The 15,550-nt window shown below is 61.5% G+C and carries 11 protein-coding genes; 9 read left to right on the top strand and 2 right to left on the bottom strand.

Annotated features, from left to right (window positions below; translation table 11 throughout):
* The first annotated feature begins 12 nt into the window (after positions 1-12).
* The 4 genes from CO583_RS07455 to CO583_RS07440 are packed head-to-tail and all read left to right on the top strand — an operon-like array spanning position 13 to position 3,857.
* Positions 13-2,100: a DNA polymerase III subunit gamma/tau gene (locus tag CO583_RS07455; RefSeq protein WP_249103299.1), complete on the top strand. Its 2,088-nt coding sequence runs from the start codon at positions 13-15 to the stop codon at positions 2,098-2,100.
* Positions 2,101-2,154: 54 nt separating this feature from the next.
* Positions 2,155-2,478 (top strand): YbaB/EbfC family nucleoid-associated protein, encoded by a 324-nt coding sequence (locus CO583_RS07450; protein WP_043557969.1) that lies wholly within the window; start codon positions 2,155-2,157, stop codon positions 2,476-2,478.
* A gap of 57 nt (positions 2,479-2,535) precedes the next feature.
* Entirely contained in the window at positions 2,536-3,102 is a 567-nt protein-coding gene (gene recR / locus CO583_RS07445) for a recombination mediator RecR (RefSeq protein WP_249103302.1), read from the top strand.
* A 2-nt stretch (positions 3,103-3,104) separates the two neighbouring features.
* The gene (locus CO583_RS07440) at positions 3,105-3,857 is read left to right on the top strand and encodes an SDR family oxidoreductase (protein ID WP_081562845.1); all 753 of its coding nucleotides are present in this window, start codon (positions 3,105-3,107) and stop codon (positions 3,855-3,857) included.
* On the opposite strand, the gene CO583_RS07435 is transcribed toward CO583_RS07440, so the two are convergent.
* Together CO583_RS07435 and CO583_RS07430 are read right to left on the bottom strand one after the other, a co-directional pair.
* A complete protein-coding gene (locus tag CO583_RS07435; protein ID WP_249103297.1) occupies positions 3,793-4,359 on the bottom strand; it encodes a hypothetical protein in 567 nt (188 codons plus the stop codon). The genes CO583_RS07440 and CO583_RS07435 overlap by 65 nt on opposite strands.
* Before the next feature lie 79 nt (positions 4,360-4,438).
* On the bottom strand, positions 4,439-4,756 hold the full coding sequence (locus tag CO583_RS07430) for a TIGR02300 family protein (RefSeq protein WP_043558425.1): 318 nt from the start codon (positions 4,754-4,756) through the stop codon (positions 4,439-4,441).
* 223 nt (positions 4,757-4,979) lie between these two features.
* Here CO583_RS07430 and aroA point away from each other — a divergent pair, with 223 nt between their 5' ends.
* The 5 genes from aroA to CO583_RS07405 all read left to right on the top strand — a co-directional run bounded on the left by aroA (position 4,980) and on the right by CO583_RS07405 (position 15,545).
* The gene (aroA, locus tag CO583_RS07425; RefSeq protein ID WP_043557972.1) at positions 4,980-6,308 is read left to right on the top strand and encodes a 3-phosphoshikimate 1-carboxyvinyltransferase; all 1,329 of its coding nucleotides are present in this window, start codon (positions 4,980-4,982) and stop codon (positions 6,306-6,308) included.
* The gene (locus CO583_RS07420) at positions 6,305-6,958 is read left to right on the top strand and encodes a d(CMP) kinase (protein WP_181005183.1); all 654 of its coding nucleotides are present in this window, start codon (positions 6,305-6,307) and stop codon (positions 6,956-6,958) included. The genes aroA and CO583_RS07420 overlap by 4 nt, the downstream gene beginning before the upstream one ends.
* 253 nt (positions 6,959-7,211) lie before the next feature.
* Positions 7,212-8,921 (top strand): 30S ribosomal protein S1, encoded by a 1,710-nt coding sequence (gene rpsA / locus CO583_RS07415; protein WP_043558429.1) that lies wholly within the window; start codon positions 7,212-7,214, stop codon positions 8,919-8,921.
* A gap of 229 nt (positions 8,922-9,150) precedes the next feature.
* A complete protein-coding gene (locus CO583_RS07410; RefSeq protein ID WP_248630683.1) occupies positions 9,151-12,528 on the top strand; it encodes a glycosyltransferase in 3,378 nt (1,125 codons plus the stop codon).
* Between the two features lie 8 nt (positions 12,529-12,536).
* A complete protein-coding gene (locus CO583_RS07405) occupies positions 12,537-15,545 on the top strand; it encodes a glycosyltransferase (RefSeq protein WP_248630682.1) in 3,009 nt (1,002 codons plus the stop codon).
* The last annotated feature ends 5 nt before the right edge of the window (positions 15,546-15,550 follow it).

Raw genomic sequence — 15,550 nt, 5'->3', positions numbered from 1 at the left:
CACGTTGCAGCCGTGAGCGAAGAAGACATTCCCCTCCCACCCGAAGGCGGAGCCGGTTTTTTCTCCGATGCTGCCCCAGCGGATGCCGTTCCTTCGGAACAGAAGGCACCCTACCGTGTTCTGGCCCGCAAATATCGTCCCCAGACATTCGATGACCTGATCGGTCAGGAGAGCCTCGTCCGCATCCTGCGCCGGGCCTTTGCCGTGGGCCGTGTGGCCCATGCCTTCATGCTGACAGGGGTGCGGGGCGTGGGCAAAACCACCACGGCCCGGATCATCGCCCGTGCCCTGAACTGCACCGGCGTGGATGGCAGGGGTGGCCCGACGGCTGATCCCTGCGGTGTCTGCCCCAACTGCAAGGCCATTCTGGCAGACCGTCATCCTGATGTGCTGGAGATGGATGCTGCCTCCCGCACGGGCGTGGATGATGTGCGGGAGATTATCGAGGCCGCCCGGTTCCGCCCCATGCAGGCCCGCATGAAGGTCTTCGTGATTGACGAAGTGCACATGCTGTCCCGCAATGCCTTCAATGCGCTGCTGAAGACGCTGGAGGAACCTCCGGCACAGGTCACCTTCATCTTTGCCACGACCGAACTGCGGAAGGTGCCTGTCACGGTGCTGTCCCGCTGCCAGCGTTTCGACCTCCAGCGTGTGCCGCAGGCCATGCTGGCCGAGCATTTTGCCCGCATCGCCCGCAAGGAGGGGGCGGAGCTGGAAGAGGGGGCTTTGGCCCTCATTGCCAGAGCCGCTGACGGTTCCGTGCGTGACGGCCTGTCCCTGCTGGATCAGGCCATCGCACAGGGAGCGTCCGATACGGCCAGCGTGGCGGACATGCTGGGGCTGGCGGACCGTGGCATGGTGTTCGACCTGCTGGAGGCTGCCCTGCACGGGCAGGTGGCGCCCGTGCTGGAGATTGCCGGGCGGGCTTATGCCCGTGGGGCTGATCTGGGCGTCCTGCTGACGGACCTGATGGACGTGCTGCACCTTCTCTCCCGCATCAAGGCCCTGCCGGAACTGCGTGACGGCCCAGAACTGCCGGAAATGGAGAAGGTCCGTGGCGGGGCGATCGTGGATCATGTGGGGGTCACGGTTCTGGGGCGGGCCTGGCAGCTGCTCCTGAAGGGGCTGGCCGAGGTGGAAGCCGCTCCGGACCGGCAGCAGGCAGCCGAGATGGTGCTGATCCGTCTCTGTCATGCCAGTCTCCTGCCCACGCCGGACAGGCTGATCCGGCAGATGCAGGAGGCATCGTCTTCCGGTGCCATCCAGACCGAGGGACGGTCCGGTCCGCAGGGAAATGCCGCTTCATCTGCCGCTCATGGCGGGGGGACGGCTCCAGCAGGGGGCGTGTCCTCATCCGTGTCCCGGTCTTCCGTTCCCCGGGGGCAGGAGGGAAGTAGGCCTTCAGCTTTCGTGCAGGGGGCTGGGACGATGGCCGGGGGGAGTGATGTGGTCCGTCAGGGCAGTACCGTCCTGAAGCCGCAGCTGGACGGGCCTGCTCCGGAACCGGTCCCTGCGAGGCAGCCTCTGCGTCTGGCCACGGAGAATGGCACAGCCGTGTCGGCCCGTGATGAAGGGCCGGGGCCGGATGATGGCGGTGCGGGCGAGGTCATTCCGCCCATGCCCCGAAGCTGGCGGGAGCTGGTTGCGCTTGTGGGGCAGCAGAAGGAAGCCCGTCTCCACGGAACGCTGCGGCATCTGGGGCATGTCGTGGAGTTCGAGCCGCCCCGTCTCGTGCTCCGTCTGGCTGAAAATGACCGGGATCAGAAGCGGCAGGCCTTCCGTGCCCTGACAGCCCTGCTGGACAGGCTCTATCCCGGCCGCTGGCAGGTGGTTGCCTCCGAAGAACAGGGTGAGCCGACGCTGGACGAGCAGGGGGCAGAAATCATCGCCCTGCATCAGGACAAGGCCAGGCAGCATCCGCTGGTCCGGGCCATCATGCAGCGGTTTCCGCATGCCCAGATTGGTGAGGTGCGGGATCATACTCTGGATGATTACGGCCTGCCGCCGGAGACGGTGGTGCCTTTGGGGGAAGACGTGCCGCCTGATTTTGAATTTGCCCCGCCGGATGCCGATTACCCTGATGAGGATGAGTTTTACTGAGCCGTCAGAGGTCACCATGGCCCCGGCCCAGTTCTGTAACCAAGGAGTGACGTGATGAAAAATCTTGCTGGCATGATGAAGCAGGCCACACAGATGCAGGCCCGCATGAAAGAGGTTCAGGCCAGGCTGGAGAGTGCGGAGGTTGACGGTGAGGCCGGCAACGGGCTGGTACGGCTGACCCTGACGGGCAAGGGGGCGCTCAAGTCCATCACGATCGACCCCAAACTGGCTGATCCGGAAGACATGGAGACCATGCAGGACCTGATCGTCGCTGCCTTTGCCGATGCCCGCAGCAAAACGGAAGCCATGAGCCGGGAGGAGATGAAGAAGGTCACCGGTGGTCTCCAGCTGCCGCCGGGCATGGACCTGCCTTTCTGAAAGCCGGAGCGAGGATGAGGGTCTGACGTGCGCATAAGCCCCGAAATCGAAACCCTGATGTCCCGTCTGGCCCGTCTGCCCGGCCTTGGCCCCCGTTCGGCCCGTCGGGCGGCTCTGGCGCTTCTCCAGGCACCAGAGGTACGTCTCCAGCCCCTGATTGCTGCCATGCAGGCGGCGGCACAGTCGATCCATACCTGCCCGCAATGCGGCAACCTGGACAGCTGTACACCCTGTTCGCTCTGTGCAGACCCCCAGCGTGATCCATCAGTCATCTGTGTGGTGGAGAGTGTTGGTGACCTCTGGGCGCTGGAGCGGTCCGGAATGCATCGGGGGCGGTATCAGGTACTGGGTGGTGTGCTGTCGGCCCTTTCAGGCTGTGGGCCGGAAGACCTCAATCTGACGGGCCTCATGGAGCGTGTGCAGTCAGGCGAGGTGGAAGAGGTCATTCTTGCCCTTGGGGCCACGGTGGATGGTGCGACCACGGCCCATTGGTTGCAGGAAAAACTGGCCCCTCACAAGGTGGCGGTGAGCCGTCTGGGTCACGGCATGCCGATGGGCGGGGCGCTGGATGTGCTGGATGAAGGCACGTTGGCGGCCGCCATGTCATCCCGGAAGGTTCTGTGAGCATGTTTGGTCTGTCGCCCCATATGCCCCGTGTTGCGCTTGTAACGGGGGGAGCCCGTCGCCTCGGCCGGGCGATGGTGGAGATGCTGGCCCGGGAAGGCTTTGCCGTGGCCATCCATTGCCGCCACAGCCGTGATGAGGCCGAGGCCCTGCTGCGGCAGATTGATGGTCGTGGCTGTGTCGTGCAGGCTGATCTGGCGGAGGAGGCTACTCTGCTGCCCCTGTTGGCGGAGGTTGAGGCCAGGCTGGGGCCGGTTGGCGTTCTCATCAACAATGCGTCCGTTTTTGAACGGGATGAACTGGGCGGCGTGACCCGTGCAAGCTGGGATGCACATATGGAGCCGAACCTGCGTGCTCCGTTTGTTCTGTCCCAGGCTATGGCCGATTCCTTGCCGGACGGAGCGGAGGGGCTGATCCTCAACATGCTGGACCAGCGTGTCTGGAATCTGACGCCTCATTTTGTCAGCTATACCGTATCCCGCTCTGCCTTATGGAGCCTGACCCGCAGCATGGCTCTGGGGCTGGCACCCCGCATTCGGGTGAATGCCATCGGGCCGGGGCCTGTCCTGCCTGCCGCAGGCCAGTCTCTGGACCATTTCGAGAGCATGTGCCGCAGCACACCCCTTCAGCGGGGTGCGGGTCCGGATGAAATTGCTGCCATTGCCCGCATGTTCCTGATGCTGCCATCTGTCACGGGACAGATGCTGGCACCTGATGGCGGGCAACATCTGAACTGGTCGCCTGCGGCGTCCTGATCTCAAGGGCCGCCTTTTTGTAGCGTTCAACAAGATAGGAAAAACCATGCTGATCCACCCTGCGGTGGAGGATGGCCCGGTTTTCCAGCACGACGCCTGCGGGCAGCCCTGTGAAGCGGCTTCCAAGACGCTGCCGGGAAAAGGTGGTCTCACCAACGGCCTGGCCGAAAGGCACATGGCTTCCGGCTAGTTTCCGGCGGGCGTCTGGCGTCAGACGGTCGGGCAGGTATAGATTCCATGCCTCTGACCATACTGCCTGTCCGCAGAGAAGCTGGACGTGCCGGATGACCAGTCGTGTTGTTGGGGAGGCCTGCAGGGCCTGTCTGGCGTCCCGCTGGAGGGCAGGGGGCGCCGCTCTGTCCAGAAGATGGGCTGTAATGGGGCGGGGGCAGTGCTGTTGCAGGGTGGCTGTGGCACTGGCCCGTTGGCCCAGCTCGTGTGCGAGGGCCTCTGCTGTCGCTGGGCGGGGAGCTGCGGCATGGGCCTGCACGATGCCGGCCATGCAGGTGCCAACCCCGAGACAGAAAAGCCGCACCCGGGTGGGGGTGCGGCTCCTGCATGGGAAGAACAGGGAGAGCCCTTTATGAATCGTCCCGGTCATCCTTGTCGGTCGAGACCTCGATATCCTGGCTGATGTCATCATCGTCATCCAGATCATCATCACCGGAGATGACATCGTCATCATCGCCAGTGTCGATGTCCATATCATCCTCGTGCTCTTCCTGGGCGAGATTCTTGTCCTTCTCGTCGGCCAGCTCGTCCTCTTTCTTCAGGCGGGAGAGGTTTCCGGGCTGGGTTGTCCCACATTTCGGGCAGACAGCCGGTACGCGGTTGAGATCATAGAAGCGTGCATTGCAGTCAACGCATGTCCGTTTCAGACCGAGTTCTGGTTTTGCCATAATGCTGGAGCCCATGTTGCCACAAAAGAGAAGTGACTGGGCCATGCCACCGAAATGTCCCGCTGTCAAATATTTCTCCATGTGGTGGCAGAAGAGGCGGAGCTCTGCCTTGGGGTCCGTTCCTGCTGGCAGAATTGCCGCATGGGGGGACAGACTTTTCCAGATGGATGGAGTAGTCTGGTCCTATTGGATGATCCCACCCTTGATGATGTGAAGCAGGATTATGACAGCACAGCGTCCCTTGAAAGTCTCCTCTGCCCCGGCTGGGCTGGCCGGGCGGGTCCGTGTTCCCGGAGACAAGTCCATCAGCCATCGTGCGCTCATGTTCGCCGCCCTTGCCGAAGGGCGGACCCATATTTCCGGCCTGCTGGAAGGTGAGGACGTGCTGCGTACGGCAGAGGCCATGCGTGCCCTCGGGGCAAAGGTCGTCCGGGAAGAGGGCCGCTGGATTGTCGATGGCTGTGGTGTGGATGGGCTGAAAGAGCCTGCCGATGTGCTGGACATGGGCAATTCCGGTACGGCAGCCCGGTTGCTCAGTGGTGTTCTGGCGACGCATCCCTTCATGAGCATCATGACGGGTGATGCCTCCCTCCGCAGCCGCCCGATGGGGCGTGTCAGCGTTCCGCTGGGTGAGATGGGGGCACGATTCGTGACCCGTGCGGGCCAGAAGCTGCCCATGGCCGTGGAAGGAACGGGCAAGGGGAAACCGCTGCATTACCGCCTGCCGGTGGCCTCGGCACAGGTGAAATCCGCCATCCTTCTGGCAGGGCTGAACTGCGAGGGGGAAACGGTGGTGGAAGAGCCGGCCCCGACCCGGGATCATACCGAGAACATGCTGCGTCATTTCGGCACGGAGGTGAAGGTCGAGGAGCTGCCCGGAGCCGGACGGCGCATCACGCTGAAAGGCCCGGCCCGCCTCGTGGCGCAGGACGTGCTGGTGCCGGGGGACCCGTCATCAGCGGCTTTCCCCGTCGTGGCGGCCCTGCTGGTGCCGGGTTCGGAGATTGTCGTGGAGGCGGTGGGCCAGAATCCACTGCGGACCGGCCTGTTCAAAACCCTGAAGGAAATGGGGGCGTCCCTGGAGGTCCGTGATGAGCGGATTGAAGGAGGGGAGGTCATCGGAGACCTGCATGTTCGTGCGGGGCGGCTGAAGGCGGTGGATGTTCCAGCTGTGCGGGTACCCTCCATGATTGATGAATATCCGGTTCTGGCCGTGGCCTGTGCGTTTGCGGAGGGTACATCCCGCCTGCGGGGCCTTGCCGAGCTGCGGGTGAAGGAGAGTGACCGCCTAGCCGCCACCGTGGCGCTGCTGGAGGCCAATGGGGCGAAGGTGCATGTCGAAGGAGATGATCTGATCATCGAGGGGCAGAAAACCCTGCCTGGTGGTGGGAAGGTCCAGACCCACATGGATCACCGTCTGGCCATGAGCGCCACCGTGCTGGGGCTGGCGGCTGAGAAGCCGGTCCATATTGATGATACGGCCTTCATCGAGACCAGCTTCCCCGGTTTCGTATCCCTGATGAATGGTCTTGGTGCGGGGCTGGAGGCATGAGCCGGCGGGGCATGAAATATCCGGTCATCGCCATTGATGGCCCTGCCGCCGCAGGCAAGGGCACGCTCGCCCGCCAGCTGGCGGACACGCTGGAGCTGCCTTATCTGGATACGGGGCTGCTGTATCGGGCCGTGGCCCGCCGGGTGCTGGACCAGGGGGGCGATCCGGCTCATGACGGGCCGGAGCAGGCCCGTCAGCTCGTGCCGGAGGACATGCGCCGGACCGACCTGCGGGAGCCGGAGGTGGACCGGGCGGCCTCCGCCGTGGCCCGGCACCCGGAGGTCCGGGAAGCTCTGCTGGAGCGGCAGCGTCATTTCGGGCGGGCCCGGGGTGCCGTGGTGGATGGTCGTGATATCGGGACGGTCGTGTTTCCTGATGCCACCGCCAAATTCTTCATTACGGCCTCGGCAGAGGTCCGGGCCCAGCGGCGTTATGTGCAGCGGCATGGTCAGCCATGCACGTCTCCGGCCCAGCTGGCTGAGGAAGTGGCGGCCATCAATGCACGGGATCAGCAGGACGCCTCCCGCGAGACGGCACCGTTGCGCCCGGCCGAGGATGCCGTGCAGATTGTAACGGATGATCTGGATGCAGCCGACGTGCTGGACCGTGTCTGCCAGATTCTGCAGGAAAAGGGCATCATCCGGCGCTGATTCATATCTTCGCTGTTGACAGTCCCCCCCTTATGCGTGTTGGTGAGGGGGTATGACGCCGCACAGCCCGTGGTGTCATGAATCCCCTGCCGCGGGGTGGGGGATCTGCGATTTGTGATGACTTCCGCTCCGGGCTGTGGGGTCGGGGGGAGACGTCGTTTTTTGGGCCCATCACTGTGTTTTTGGGCAGAGGGAGACGGCGCATGGCTGGGTGCCGGGCACTGGCTGCGGCACTCTGGAATGCTGGAAATACATGGCTTCTGCCACTCAGAATACACCGGAACACGGTAAAGAAGATTTTGCTGCCCTGCTGGATGAAACACTGGGCAGTGACAGTGCGTTTGACGGGACCGTTGTCCGCGGCCGTGTCATCCGTCTGACAGACGATCACGCCATCGTCGATGTCGGCCTGAAGAGCGAGGGGCGTGTTGCCCTGCGCGAGTTCGGCCCTGTTGGCACAACCCCGGATGTGAAGCCGGGTGATGTGTTCGAGCTGTTCATCGAGCGCTACGAGGACCGTGACGGTTCCATCGTTCTGTCCCGTGAGAAAGCCCGCCGCGAAGAGGCATGGACCGCTCTGGAGAGCGCTTTTGCCCACAACCAGCGTGTCAACGGCACGATCTATGGTCGCGTGAAGGGTGGTTTCACGGTTGATCTGGGCGGCGCCATGGCCTTCCTGCCGGGCAGCCAGGTGGACATCCGCCCCGTGCGTGACGTCGGGCCGCTCATGGGCCAGCCGCAGCCGTTCCAGATACTCAAGATGGACCGGGCCCGTGGCAACATCGTCGTGTCACGTCGCGCCGTTCTGGAAGAGACCCGTGCCGAGCAGCGTTCCGAGCTGATCCAGGGCCTGAAGGAAGGCATGATTCTCGATGGCGTCGTCAAGAACATCACCGATTACGGTGCGTTCGTTGACCTCGGCGGCGTTGATGGCCTGCTGCATGTCACCGACATCGCCTGGAAGCGCATCAACCATCCGTCTGAAGCTCTTCAGATCGGCCAGCCTGTCCGCGTGCAGGTGATCCGCTTCAACTCCGACACGCAGCGCATCTCCCTGGGCATGAAGCAGCTTGAGGCTGATCCGTGGGAGAATGTGGCCGTCAAGTATCCGGTCAATGCCCGCTTCACGGGCCGCGTGACCAACATCACGGACTACGGTGCCTTCGTTGAGCTGGAGCCGGGTGTTGAAGGTCTGGTGCACGTCTCCGAAATGTCCTGGACGAAGAAGAACGTCCATCCGGGCAAGATCGTGGCCACCTCCCAGGAGGTCGAGGTCATGGTTCTGGATGTGGACAGCGCCAAGCGCCGCATCTCCCTGGGCCTGAAGCAGGTTCAGCGGAATCCGTGGGAGCAGTTCGCTGAAGAGCACAAGGTTGGCTCTGTCATCGAAGGCGAGATCCGCAACATCACCGAGTTCGGTCTGTTCATCGGCCTGTCCGCCGACATCGACGGCATGGTCCACATGTCCGACCTGTCTTGGGACGAGTCCGGCGAAGAGGTCATGAAGCGCTACGAGAAGGGCCAGGTCGTTCAGGCCAAGGTTCTCGACGTGGATGCCGAGAAGGAGCGTATCTCCCTGGGTATCAAGCAGCTTCAGGAGGACCCGGCTGCCGATGTGCTGGACCGCATCAACAAGGGTGATGTTGTCACCTGCGTTGTGACGGCTGTTCAGAGCAACGGGATCGAGGTCAAGGTCGATGATGTCCTGACAGGCTTCATCCGTCGTGGCGAGCTGGCCCGTGACAAGAGCGAGCAGCGTCCGGAACGCTTCGCTGTTGGCGAGAAGGTCGATGCCAAGGTGGTCGGTCTGGACCGTTCTTCCCGCAAGCTGTCTCTGACCATCCGTGGTCGTGAGGTTGAGGAAGACAAGCAGGCCATCAGTGAGTATGGCTCTTCTGACTCCGGTGCATCTCTCGGTGATATCCTTGGTGCGGCCATCCGTCGTCGTAGCTCCGAGGACTGAGAAGCTCATTTTCGGACCATGGCGGAATGGTAACATTTCTTCATGGATTCAAAGCGGTAAAAGGGCGGCCATTTGGCCGCCCTTTTATTGTTTTGTAATTATGTTGGTGGTAAATCTTTACTGGAGCTGCGCTTCAGACTGGCTCGTCCTCTGTAATTAAGCCGTTCTTACGGTCTGTCTGGTGCGGCCAGACTTGAAGATAGGTTTTTCTTGGAACTCAGGGTTGGCAATGGCGATTATCTACAACACGAATCATACCCATAACCCGAATGCCTATCTGACACTGGCAATACAGCGTGCGGCAGAAGAGCTGTTCGGGAAAGAAAACATTGTCGTTGCCGACAATATGAGTCTGGCCAGTGCGGCGGCCTCCGGCCAGCATGACACCCTGCTCTGTATTGATGGCCAGCGCATCAATCAGGCCCTGATCCGCCGTGTGCGCCCCGCCTTCAAGACCGTGATTCTCTGGACATTTGAAGACCCCTTCATGCAGGAGATAAACGGTCAGCTGGCTCCGCTGTTTGACCATGTTTTCACCAATGATCCGGCCTCCGTGTCAGTCTATCAGGGCAAGGGGCATTATCTGCCGCTGGCTGCGAGTCCCAGCCTACATGAGCGGCCCGTGCGGGCTGCGGCTGATTGTGAGTATGATCTGTTTTTTGCCGGGACGATGTGGCCCAACCGGGTGCGGACTCTCCGGCGTGTTCTGGCCAGCTTTCCTGATGTAAGGCTGAAGCTTGTCTGCCCGGGCAATGAATATCTTCCCCCGCTGCCGGACGATATTGCTGCACTGGCCCTCCAGCGGCCTGTCAGCCATGAGGCCTTTATTGATTTCGCCAATGCCAGTGCTGTGACGCTGACCATGTTCCGGGACTATGCCAGCCATGGTGATGTCAGCCAGGCGACGGCGCCTGGTCCACGCTATTTTGAGCTTGGCCTCGCAGGGACAGCGCAGGTGGTTGAAGTGGCCCGTGGCATGGATGTCGAGCACTTCAGGAGTGTGGATGGCGTTCATCTGGCCCATGATGATGATGAGGTGGTGGAGAGCATCGCCCGACTGCTGCGGGATCATGAGCTGCGGCAGGACTCCGCCCTGGCGGCGCAGAAGTCGGTCATCGGGCAGCATCTCTATGCGCATCGTCTCCAGTTCATCCGTGAAGTCACGCAGGCGGAGTTCACATGCCATGCTCCGGCCAGTGTGGTGCCGACACCACGCCGCAACCGCCTGCGGGTGCTGATGTGCACCCACTCCACCATTCATGAGCAGGTCTGGGGTGGGGTTGAGGTTTACCAGCGGGAGCTTTGCTCCTTTCTGGGCCGGGATGTGGAGTTTTTCTTCTGGCTGCGGCGGGGGACGAACTGCCGCCTCCTGTCTGCCAATGGGCATGAGCTGGAGCGTTTCGATATTGCGGAATGCAGCTGGGATGATGTCGTCTGCGATGCGCAGGAAGAGATGCTCTTCTCCAGTGTGCTGAGCCAGTACAATATCGATGTGGTTCACTTCCAGCATCTGGGGCATCACGCTCTTTCCCTGCCGCTCATTGCCAAGGCAAGCGGGGCAGGCGTCCTGTTCTCGGCGCATGATTTCTGGCTGGTGTCATCCCGCTACAACCTGCTGAATCAGGAGATGCGGCATGTGGAGGACCAGTTTGGTTCCGTTCTGGCCATGGATATCATGCTGAAGCAGGCGGAAGGGATCGAGTATGGCGGGGAACAGACCCGCCGTGCCTTCATCGACCGGATGCTGCACCACGTTGATGCCATCATGTTCGGTACGGCCCATTCTCGGGACTTCATGCACAGGATCTACCCTGTGCTGGACAGGAAGATCAGTCTGGTCAACGGGATCCCGAGCCCCGACGTGACGGTGCCGGTTGTGCCCAACGCTTACAGGCCGCTGGAAGAACGCCCGCTGGGCGTGGCTGTTGTTGGCAATTTCGCCCGGACCAAGGGAGCGGATACCATCCTTTCCCTGATAGAGGCGGCCCATCCTGATCATTTCCATTTCCACATTCTGGGCTATGTCCATCCGGATTATCAGCCGGTGCTGGAGGGGATGAAACGCCCGAACGTAACGGTGCATGGGCGGTACGAGGTCGGCAATACGGATGTCATGAAACAGGCCGATGTGGCGCTGTTTCTCTCCATATGGCCCGAGACCTACTGCATCTCCCTCTCCGAGGCATGGCAGTACGGGCTGGTGCCTATCGTGACGGAAATCGGGGCGCTGGATGACCGTGTGACGGATGGTGTCAATGGCTTCAAGGTACCGGTCAGCCGGGCAGACGTTGTGCTGGAACGTCTGGAGCTTCTGCGGTCTTCGGAGGATATCCGCCGGAAGATGATGGAGGCCATCACGCCTGATCTCTGGACGCATGAAGGAGATTATACGGCCGGGTTGCTCAGCCTTTACAGGGAGCTTGCACCAAAGCGTCTTCTCGGTGTGTCAGACCTGATGCTGGATGCCGGGCAGCTTGGCCTTCTGCCCATCTCTTCCTGGAAGAACCAGGCGCCGCCCCGTCATATTTTTGATCCCCCGCTGGTGCGGGATCTGGCCATCAATCTGCCATCGCACATCAATGACTGGTTCGCCATCCAGGGGGCCAACTGTTATCTGGATGACATCTGCCACCATGTGCTTGTTGAAGGGGCAGAGAAGACCTTCAAATCGGCTGATGAATTCCATCTCCGTGGCTGGCTGTTCATTCCTGGTGTCACGACGGCGGGACAGCTGCATGTCGTGCTGATCAGTGAAGATGAGCGGAGCCCGCTGATCTTCCTGAAGAGCGAGCGGGAAAGCCGGGGGGACATTTCGGAACTGTTCGGTGCCGATGTGCCGCGCCGGTCCGGTTTTTCCGTCAAGGCGGCGCTCCGGGGCAAATGGTGCGAGGGCTGGTACAGGATCGGCCTTGTCAACTCCATCAATGGCCGTGGGGCGTTCCAGCTGCTGGCCTATGGCCTGGAGGTCGAGGGCAGCAAGGTCAAGAGCATCAGGGCCTTCCGTCCGGACAATGATGTGATTCTGAACGATTTTTACAGGGTCGTGAATGATGACAATGTCCTGCGGGGTGTTCCGCTGACCCGTTTCCCGCGAGGGCGCCTCTTTGCGCAGGAGCAGGGGACGCAGTTCTATTTCATGGACCGTCTGGAGCTTCTGGCAGCCAATGAGGATACGACGCTGGTCGTGCCGCCTGAGGAGTGGGGGGGGGTCGTCCTGCGGGGCTGGAGCTTCATGGCGGGGCAGGGCCGGTCTGGTACGGTGTACGCTGCCATGGTCAGTGAGGAGACGGATGAGATCGTCCTTTTCGCCATGTCCCGTTTTGCCCGGGATGATGTCCGGACAGCCCATCACGATGCGCCACTCTGCTCTGGCTTTGAAGGGCTCCTGAGACCATGGAAGGGACGTGTCAGCCCAATGGGCGGCGTCTGGCATCTGGCTCTGGTGAATATCATCGGAGAGATTTTCGGGACGGTCGTGACGGATATCTGCATGCAGATGGAAGGGGGCCGTTGCCAGGTGCTTTACCGTGAAATGCCGACCGACGAGCAGCAGGAGCGTATCCGGCAGCTGGTGCTGGACCTTTCTGACCGACAGTCCCGGCAATGAGTTCTGGCGTGGCGGACAGGGCCGGTGGGCCATTGGGGGGACTGTCACCCCAGTGGCTTGAGTTCCAGCCGCAGTGGTATCTGCTGCGGTACCCTGATGCGCAGGAGCTGATGCTCCAGCATGGCTATGAAGATGCGCAGCGTTTCTACGAGGAGATTGGCTGCCACAGGGGGCATTCGCCCAACCGGTATTTTGATGAGATATGGTATCGGCAGGCCTATCCTGAAGTGCGACGTGGCCTGTTGGAAAAACGCTGGAAGTCCGGCTTCGAGCATTACCGGTCAGAGGGGTATCATCGCTTCTCGCCACACTGGCTGTTTGATGAGGTGGCCTATCGCCGTCGATATCTGGAGCTGACAGACCGTCATCTGGCGGAGCGTGGTTTCTGCAACGGGTATGACCATTACCTCTCCCATGGTGAGGCGCATGGGTTCAGGGCGGGGCCCTTTGTGGATGTGACGCTGCTTCAGGAAATGGCAGGCCGTCATGAGGAGTGGTTCGGCCCGGAGGGGCTGCTGGCCTCATGGCTGGTTCTGCCGGCCTATATCGCAGATGCTGCGTCACTTTCCTGGTATTTTGATGCCCCCTGGTATCTGGAAACCTACCCGCAGGTGCGTGAAGCCATCGAGGCCGGGGATTATGGTAATGCGCTGCATCATTATCTGACAAATCCAACGCCGGAGGCCTTCAATCCGTCGCCCTGGTTCGATGAGGCCTATTACCGCAGGACATCGCCGGATATTCTTCCTTCCGTCGGTGCCGGGGGATTGCGGAATGGGTATGAACATTTCGTTCTGTTCGGGGCGCATGAGGGACGTTCACCAGCAGAGGGAATTGATCTGGCGCTTTATAAACGCCATCCTCTCGTCTGGTCGGATTGTGAGGGCGGTGTCTATGACAGTCCCTTTGCCCGTCTGGTAGCGGAAAAGGCTGGCCATGCCGTACCAGTGGGATGTGAGGACCCTCTTCCTGATGAGGACCAGACCCGCCAGCTGTTCCGGGATGATGCGGCCCTGCATCTGCCTGCCCTCGCCCGTCAGAAGCTGGATTTCCGGGTGCGGGGCATGGCGGAAGTCAGTGTCATCATGGTCGTGCATGACCAGATCGACCTCACCCTTCAGGCTCTGGCGTCCCTGCGGGCTGGATATGATGGAGCCATCGAGCTCATCATCGTGGATTCCGGCTCCTGTGATGAGACATCCGGTCTGGAACAGCTTGTCGAGGGGGCGATCATCCTTCGGCACAGGACCAATATCGGCTATCTGCTGGGCTGCAATGAGGCGCTGGAGCATGTCACGGCACCGGCTGTGCTGTATCTCAACAATGACATACGGCTTTATCCCGATGCGCTGCACCATGCGCTGAAGCGCCTGTATCGTCAGGAAACAACCGGGGCCGTGGCAGCCCGTCTGGTGCGGACCAATCTCTTCCTTCAGGAAGCCGGGTCCATCATCTGGAGGGACGGAGCGACCTATGGATACCGGCGGCAGGATGACCCCAACATTCCCGAGGCCAGCTTCAGCCGGGAGGTCGATTATGGCTCGGCAGCTTTTCTGCTGGTCAGGACAGGGCTGCTCCGGCGTCTTGGTGGGTACGATACCCGGTACTGGCCTGCCTATTTCGAGGATACGGATCTGTGTGTCCGGCTCCAGAAGATCGGGGCCCGGATTGTCTATGAACCGCTGGCGATGGTCGAGCATCTGGAGTTCGGCAGTTCCGGGCAGAGTGGCTCCCATCAGCTCATCCAGCGGCACTGGAAGGTTTTTGCCCAGCAGCATCAGGAGTTCCTGCGTCAGCAGCAGCCCCAGCATATCCGCAATGCCTTGCTGGGGCGCGAGCGGCGCAGGCCGGAGCGGCAGCGTGTCCTGCTGATCGAGGATCGGATCCCCTTGCGGGGTCTGGGTTCAGGCTATGTGCGTTCCAATGATATTGTCCGTGCGCTTGTGGCGCTGGATTATCATGTGACGGTCTTTCCCGTCATGAGGGAGCAGATACCGCCCTTCCTGCTTTACCGGGACTTCCCGGAAGAGGTGGAGCTGGTCTTCAATCAGGACATGTCCACTCTGCTGGAGTTTCTGGAAGAACGGGCCGGGTATTATGACCTGCTCTGGGTCGGGCGGACCCACAACATGGCCCGCCTTCTGCCTCTGCTGAATGAGGCAAGCCGCTTCCTGCCGCATTGTGGCTCCGTCCTGGATACGGAAGTGGTGGCGGCCCCGAGAACTCTCCTTCAGCAGCAGGTGACGGGCCTGATGGCTGATGGCAGCCCGGCTCCGGAGCTTGCGCCGGAAGCCTGGGAGGAAGAGCAGGACCGGCTGCTGGCGGAGGAGCTGCGCTGTGCCCATTACTGCCAGCAGATCGTGGCTGTGACAGAGCATGATGCCGGGCTGATCCGCCGGGCGGGCTATCCCAATGTGATGGTTCTGGGGCATGGCATGGCAGTCGAGCCGACATCCCGGCCTTATGGGGAGCGGCGGGACATCCTCTTCCTTGGGGCCTTCCATAGCGAGGCCTCGCCCAATTACGACAGCATGACGTGGTTTGTCGAAGAGGTCCTGCCTCTGCTGGAGGCGCTGCCGGAAGATGTATGCCTGCACATTGCCGGGTATGTTCATCCTGCCGTGGACATGACCCCGCTGGGACAGCATGACCGCGTCGAGATTCTGGGAGCGGTGGATGATCTTGGTGCACTGTTTGACAGGTACCGGGTGTTTGTGGCGCCGACACGCTTTGCCGGTGGTCTGCCCTTCAAGGTGCATGAAGCTGCTGCCCGGGGTCTGCCCATGGTCGTGACGGATCTGCTTCGGGAGGAGGTGGGCTGGCAGGCTGGGGAAAGCCTGTTGAGCGCACCGGGAACGGACCCGGCAGGTTTTGCCGCAGCGGTGGAGCAGCTGTATGGTGATGAAACACTCTGGCAGCGTATCCGCCAGTCTGCCCTGGAGGCTGTGAAACGGGATACCGATCTGGGGCAGTTCAGACATAGATTGAAACAGATTGTGGATGCCTCCCTGAACTGACATGG

This window comes from Parasaccharibacter sp. TMW2.1882 (genome assembly GCF_023337635.1).
GTDB classification, from domain to species: Bacteria; Pseudomonadota; Alphaproteobacteria; order Acetobacterales; family Acetobacteraceae; genus Bombella; species Bombella apis.
Note: the sequence above shows the minus strand (reverse complement) of the source record. Positions and strands in the feature narration are given on the sequence as shown.

Excerpts from the sequence above, each read along its gene's own strand:
- CO583_RS07450 (WP_043557969.1), top strand. The coding sequence starts at position 2,155 with ATGAAAAATCTTGCTGGCATGATGAAGCAGGCCACACAGATGCAGGCC.
- recR (WP_249103302.1), top strand. The coding sequence starts at position 2,536 with ATGTCCCGTCTGGCCCGTCTGCCCGGCCTTGGCCCCCGTTCGGCCCGT.
- CO583_RS07440 (WP_081562845.1), top strand. The coding sequence starts at position 3,105 with ATGTTTGGTCTGTCGCCCCATATGCCCCGTGTTGCGCTTGTAACGGGG.
- CO583_RS07435 (WP_249103297.1), bottom strand. The coding sequence starts at position 4,359 with ATGGCCGGCATCGTGCAGGCCCATGCCGCAGCTCCCCGCCCAGCGACA.
- CO583_RS07430 (WP_043558425.1), bottom strand. The coding sequence starts at position 4,756 with ATGGCAAAACCAGAACTCGGTCTGAAACGGACATGCGTTGACTGCAAT.
- aroA (WP_043557972.1), top strand. The coding sequence starts at position 4,980 with ATGACAGCACAGCGTCCCTTGAAAGTCTCCTCTGCCCCGGCTGGGCTG.
- CO583_RS07420 (WP_181005183.1), top strand. The coding sequence starts at position 6,305 with ATGAGCCGGCGGGGCATGAAATATCCGGTCATCGCCATTGATGGCCCT.
- rpsA (WP_043558429.1), top strand. The coding sequence starts at position 7,212 with ATGGCTTCTGCCACTCAGAATACACCGGAACACGGTAAAGAAGATTTT.
- CO583_RS07410 (WP_248630683.1), top strand. The coding sequence starts at position 9,151 with ATGGCGATTATCTACAACACGAATCATACCCATAACCCGAATGCCTAT.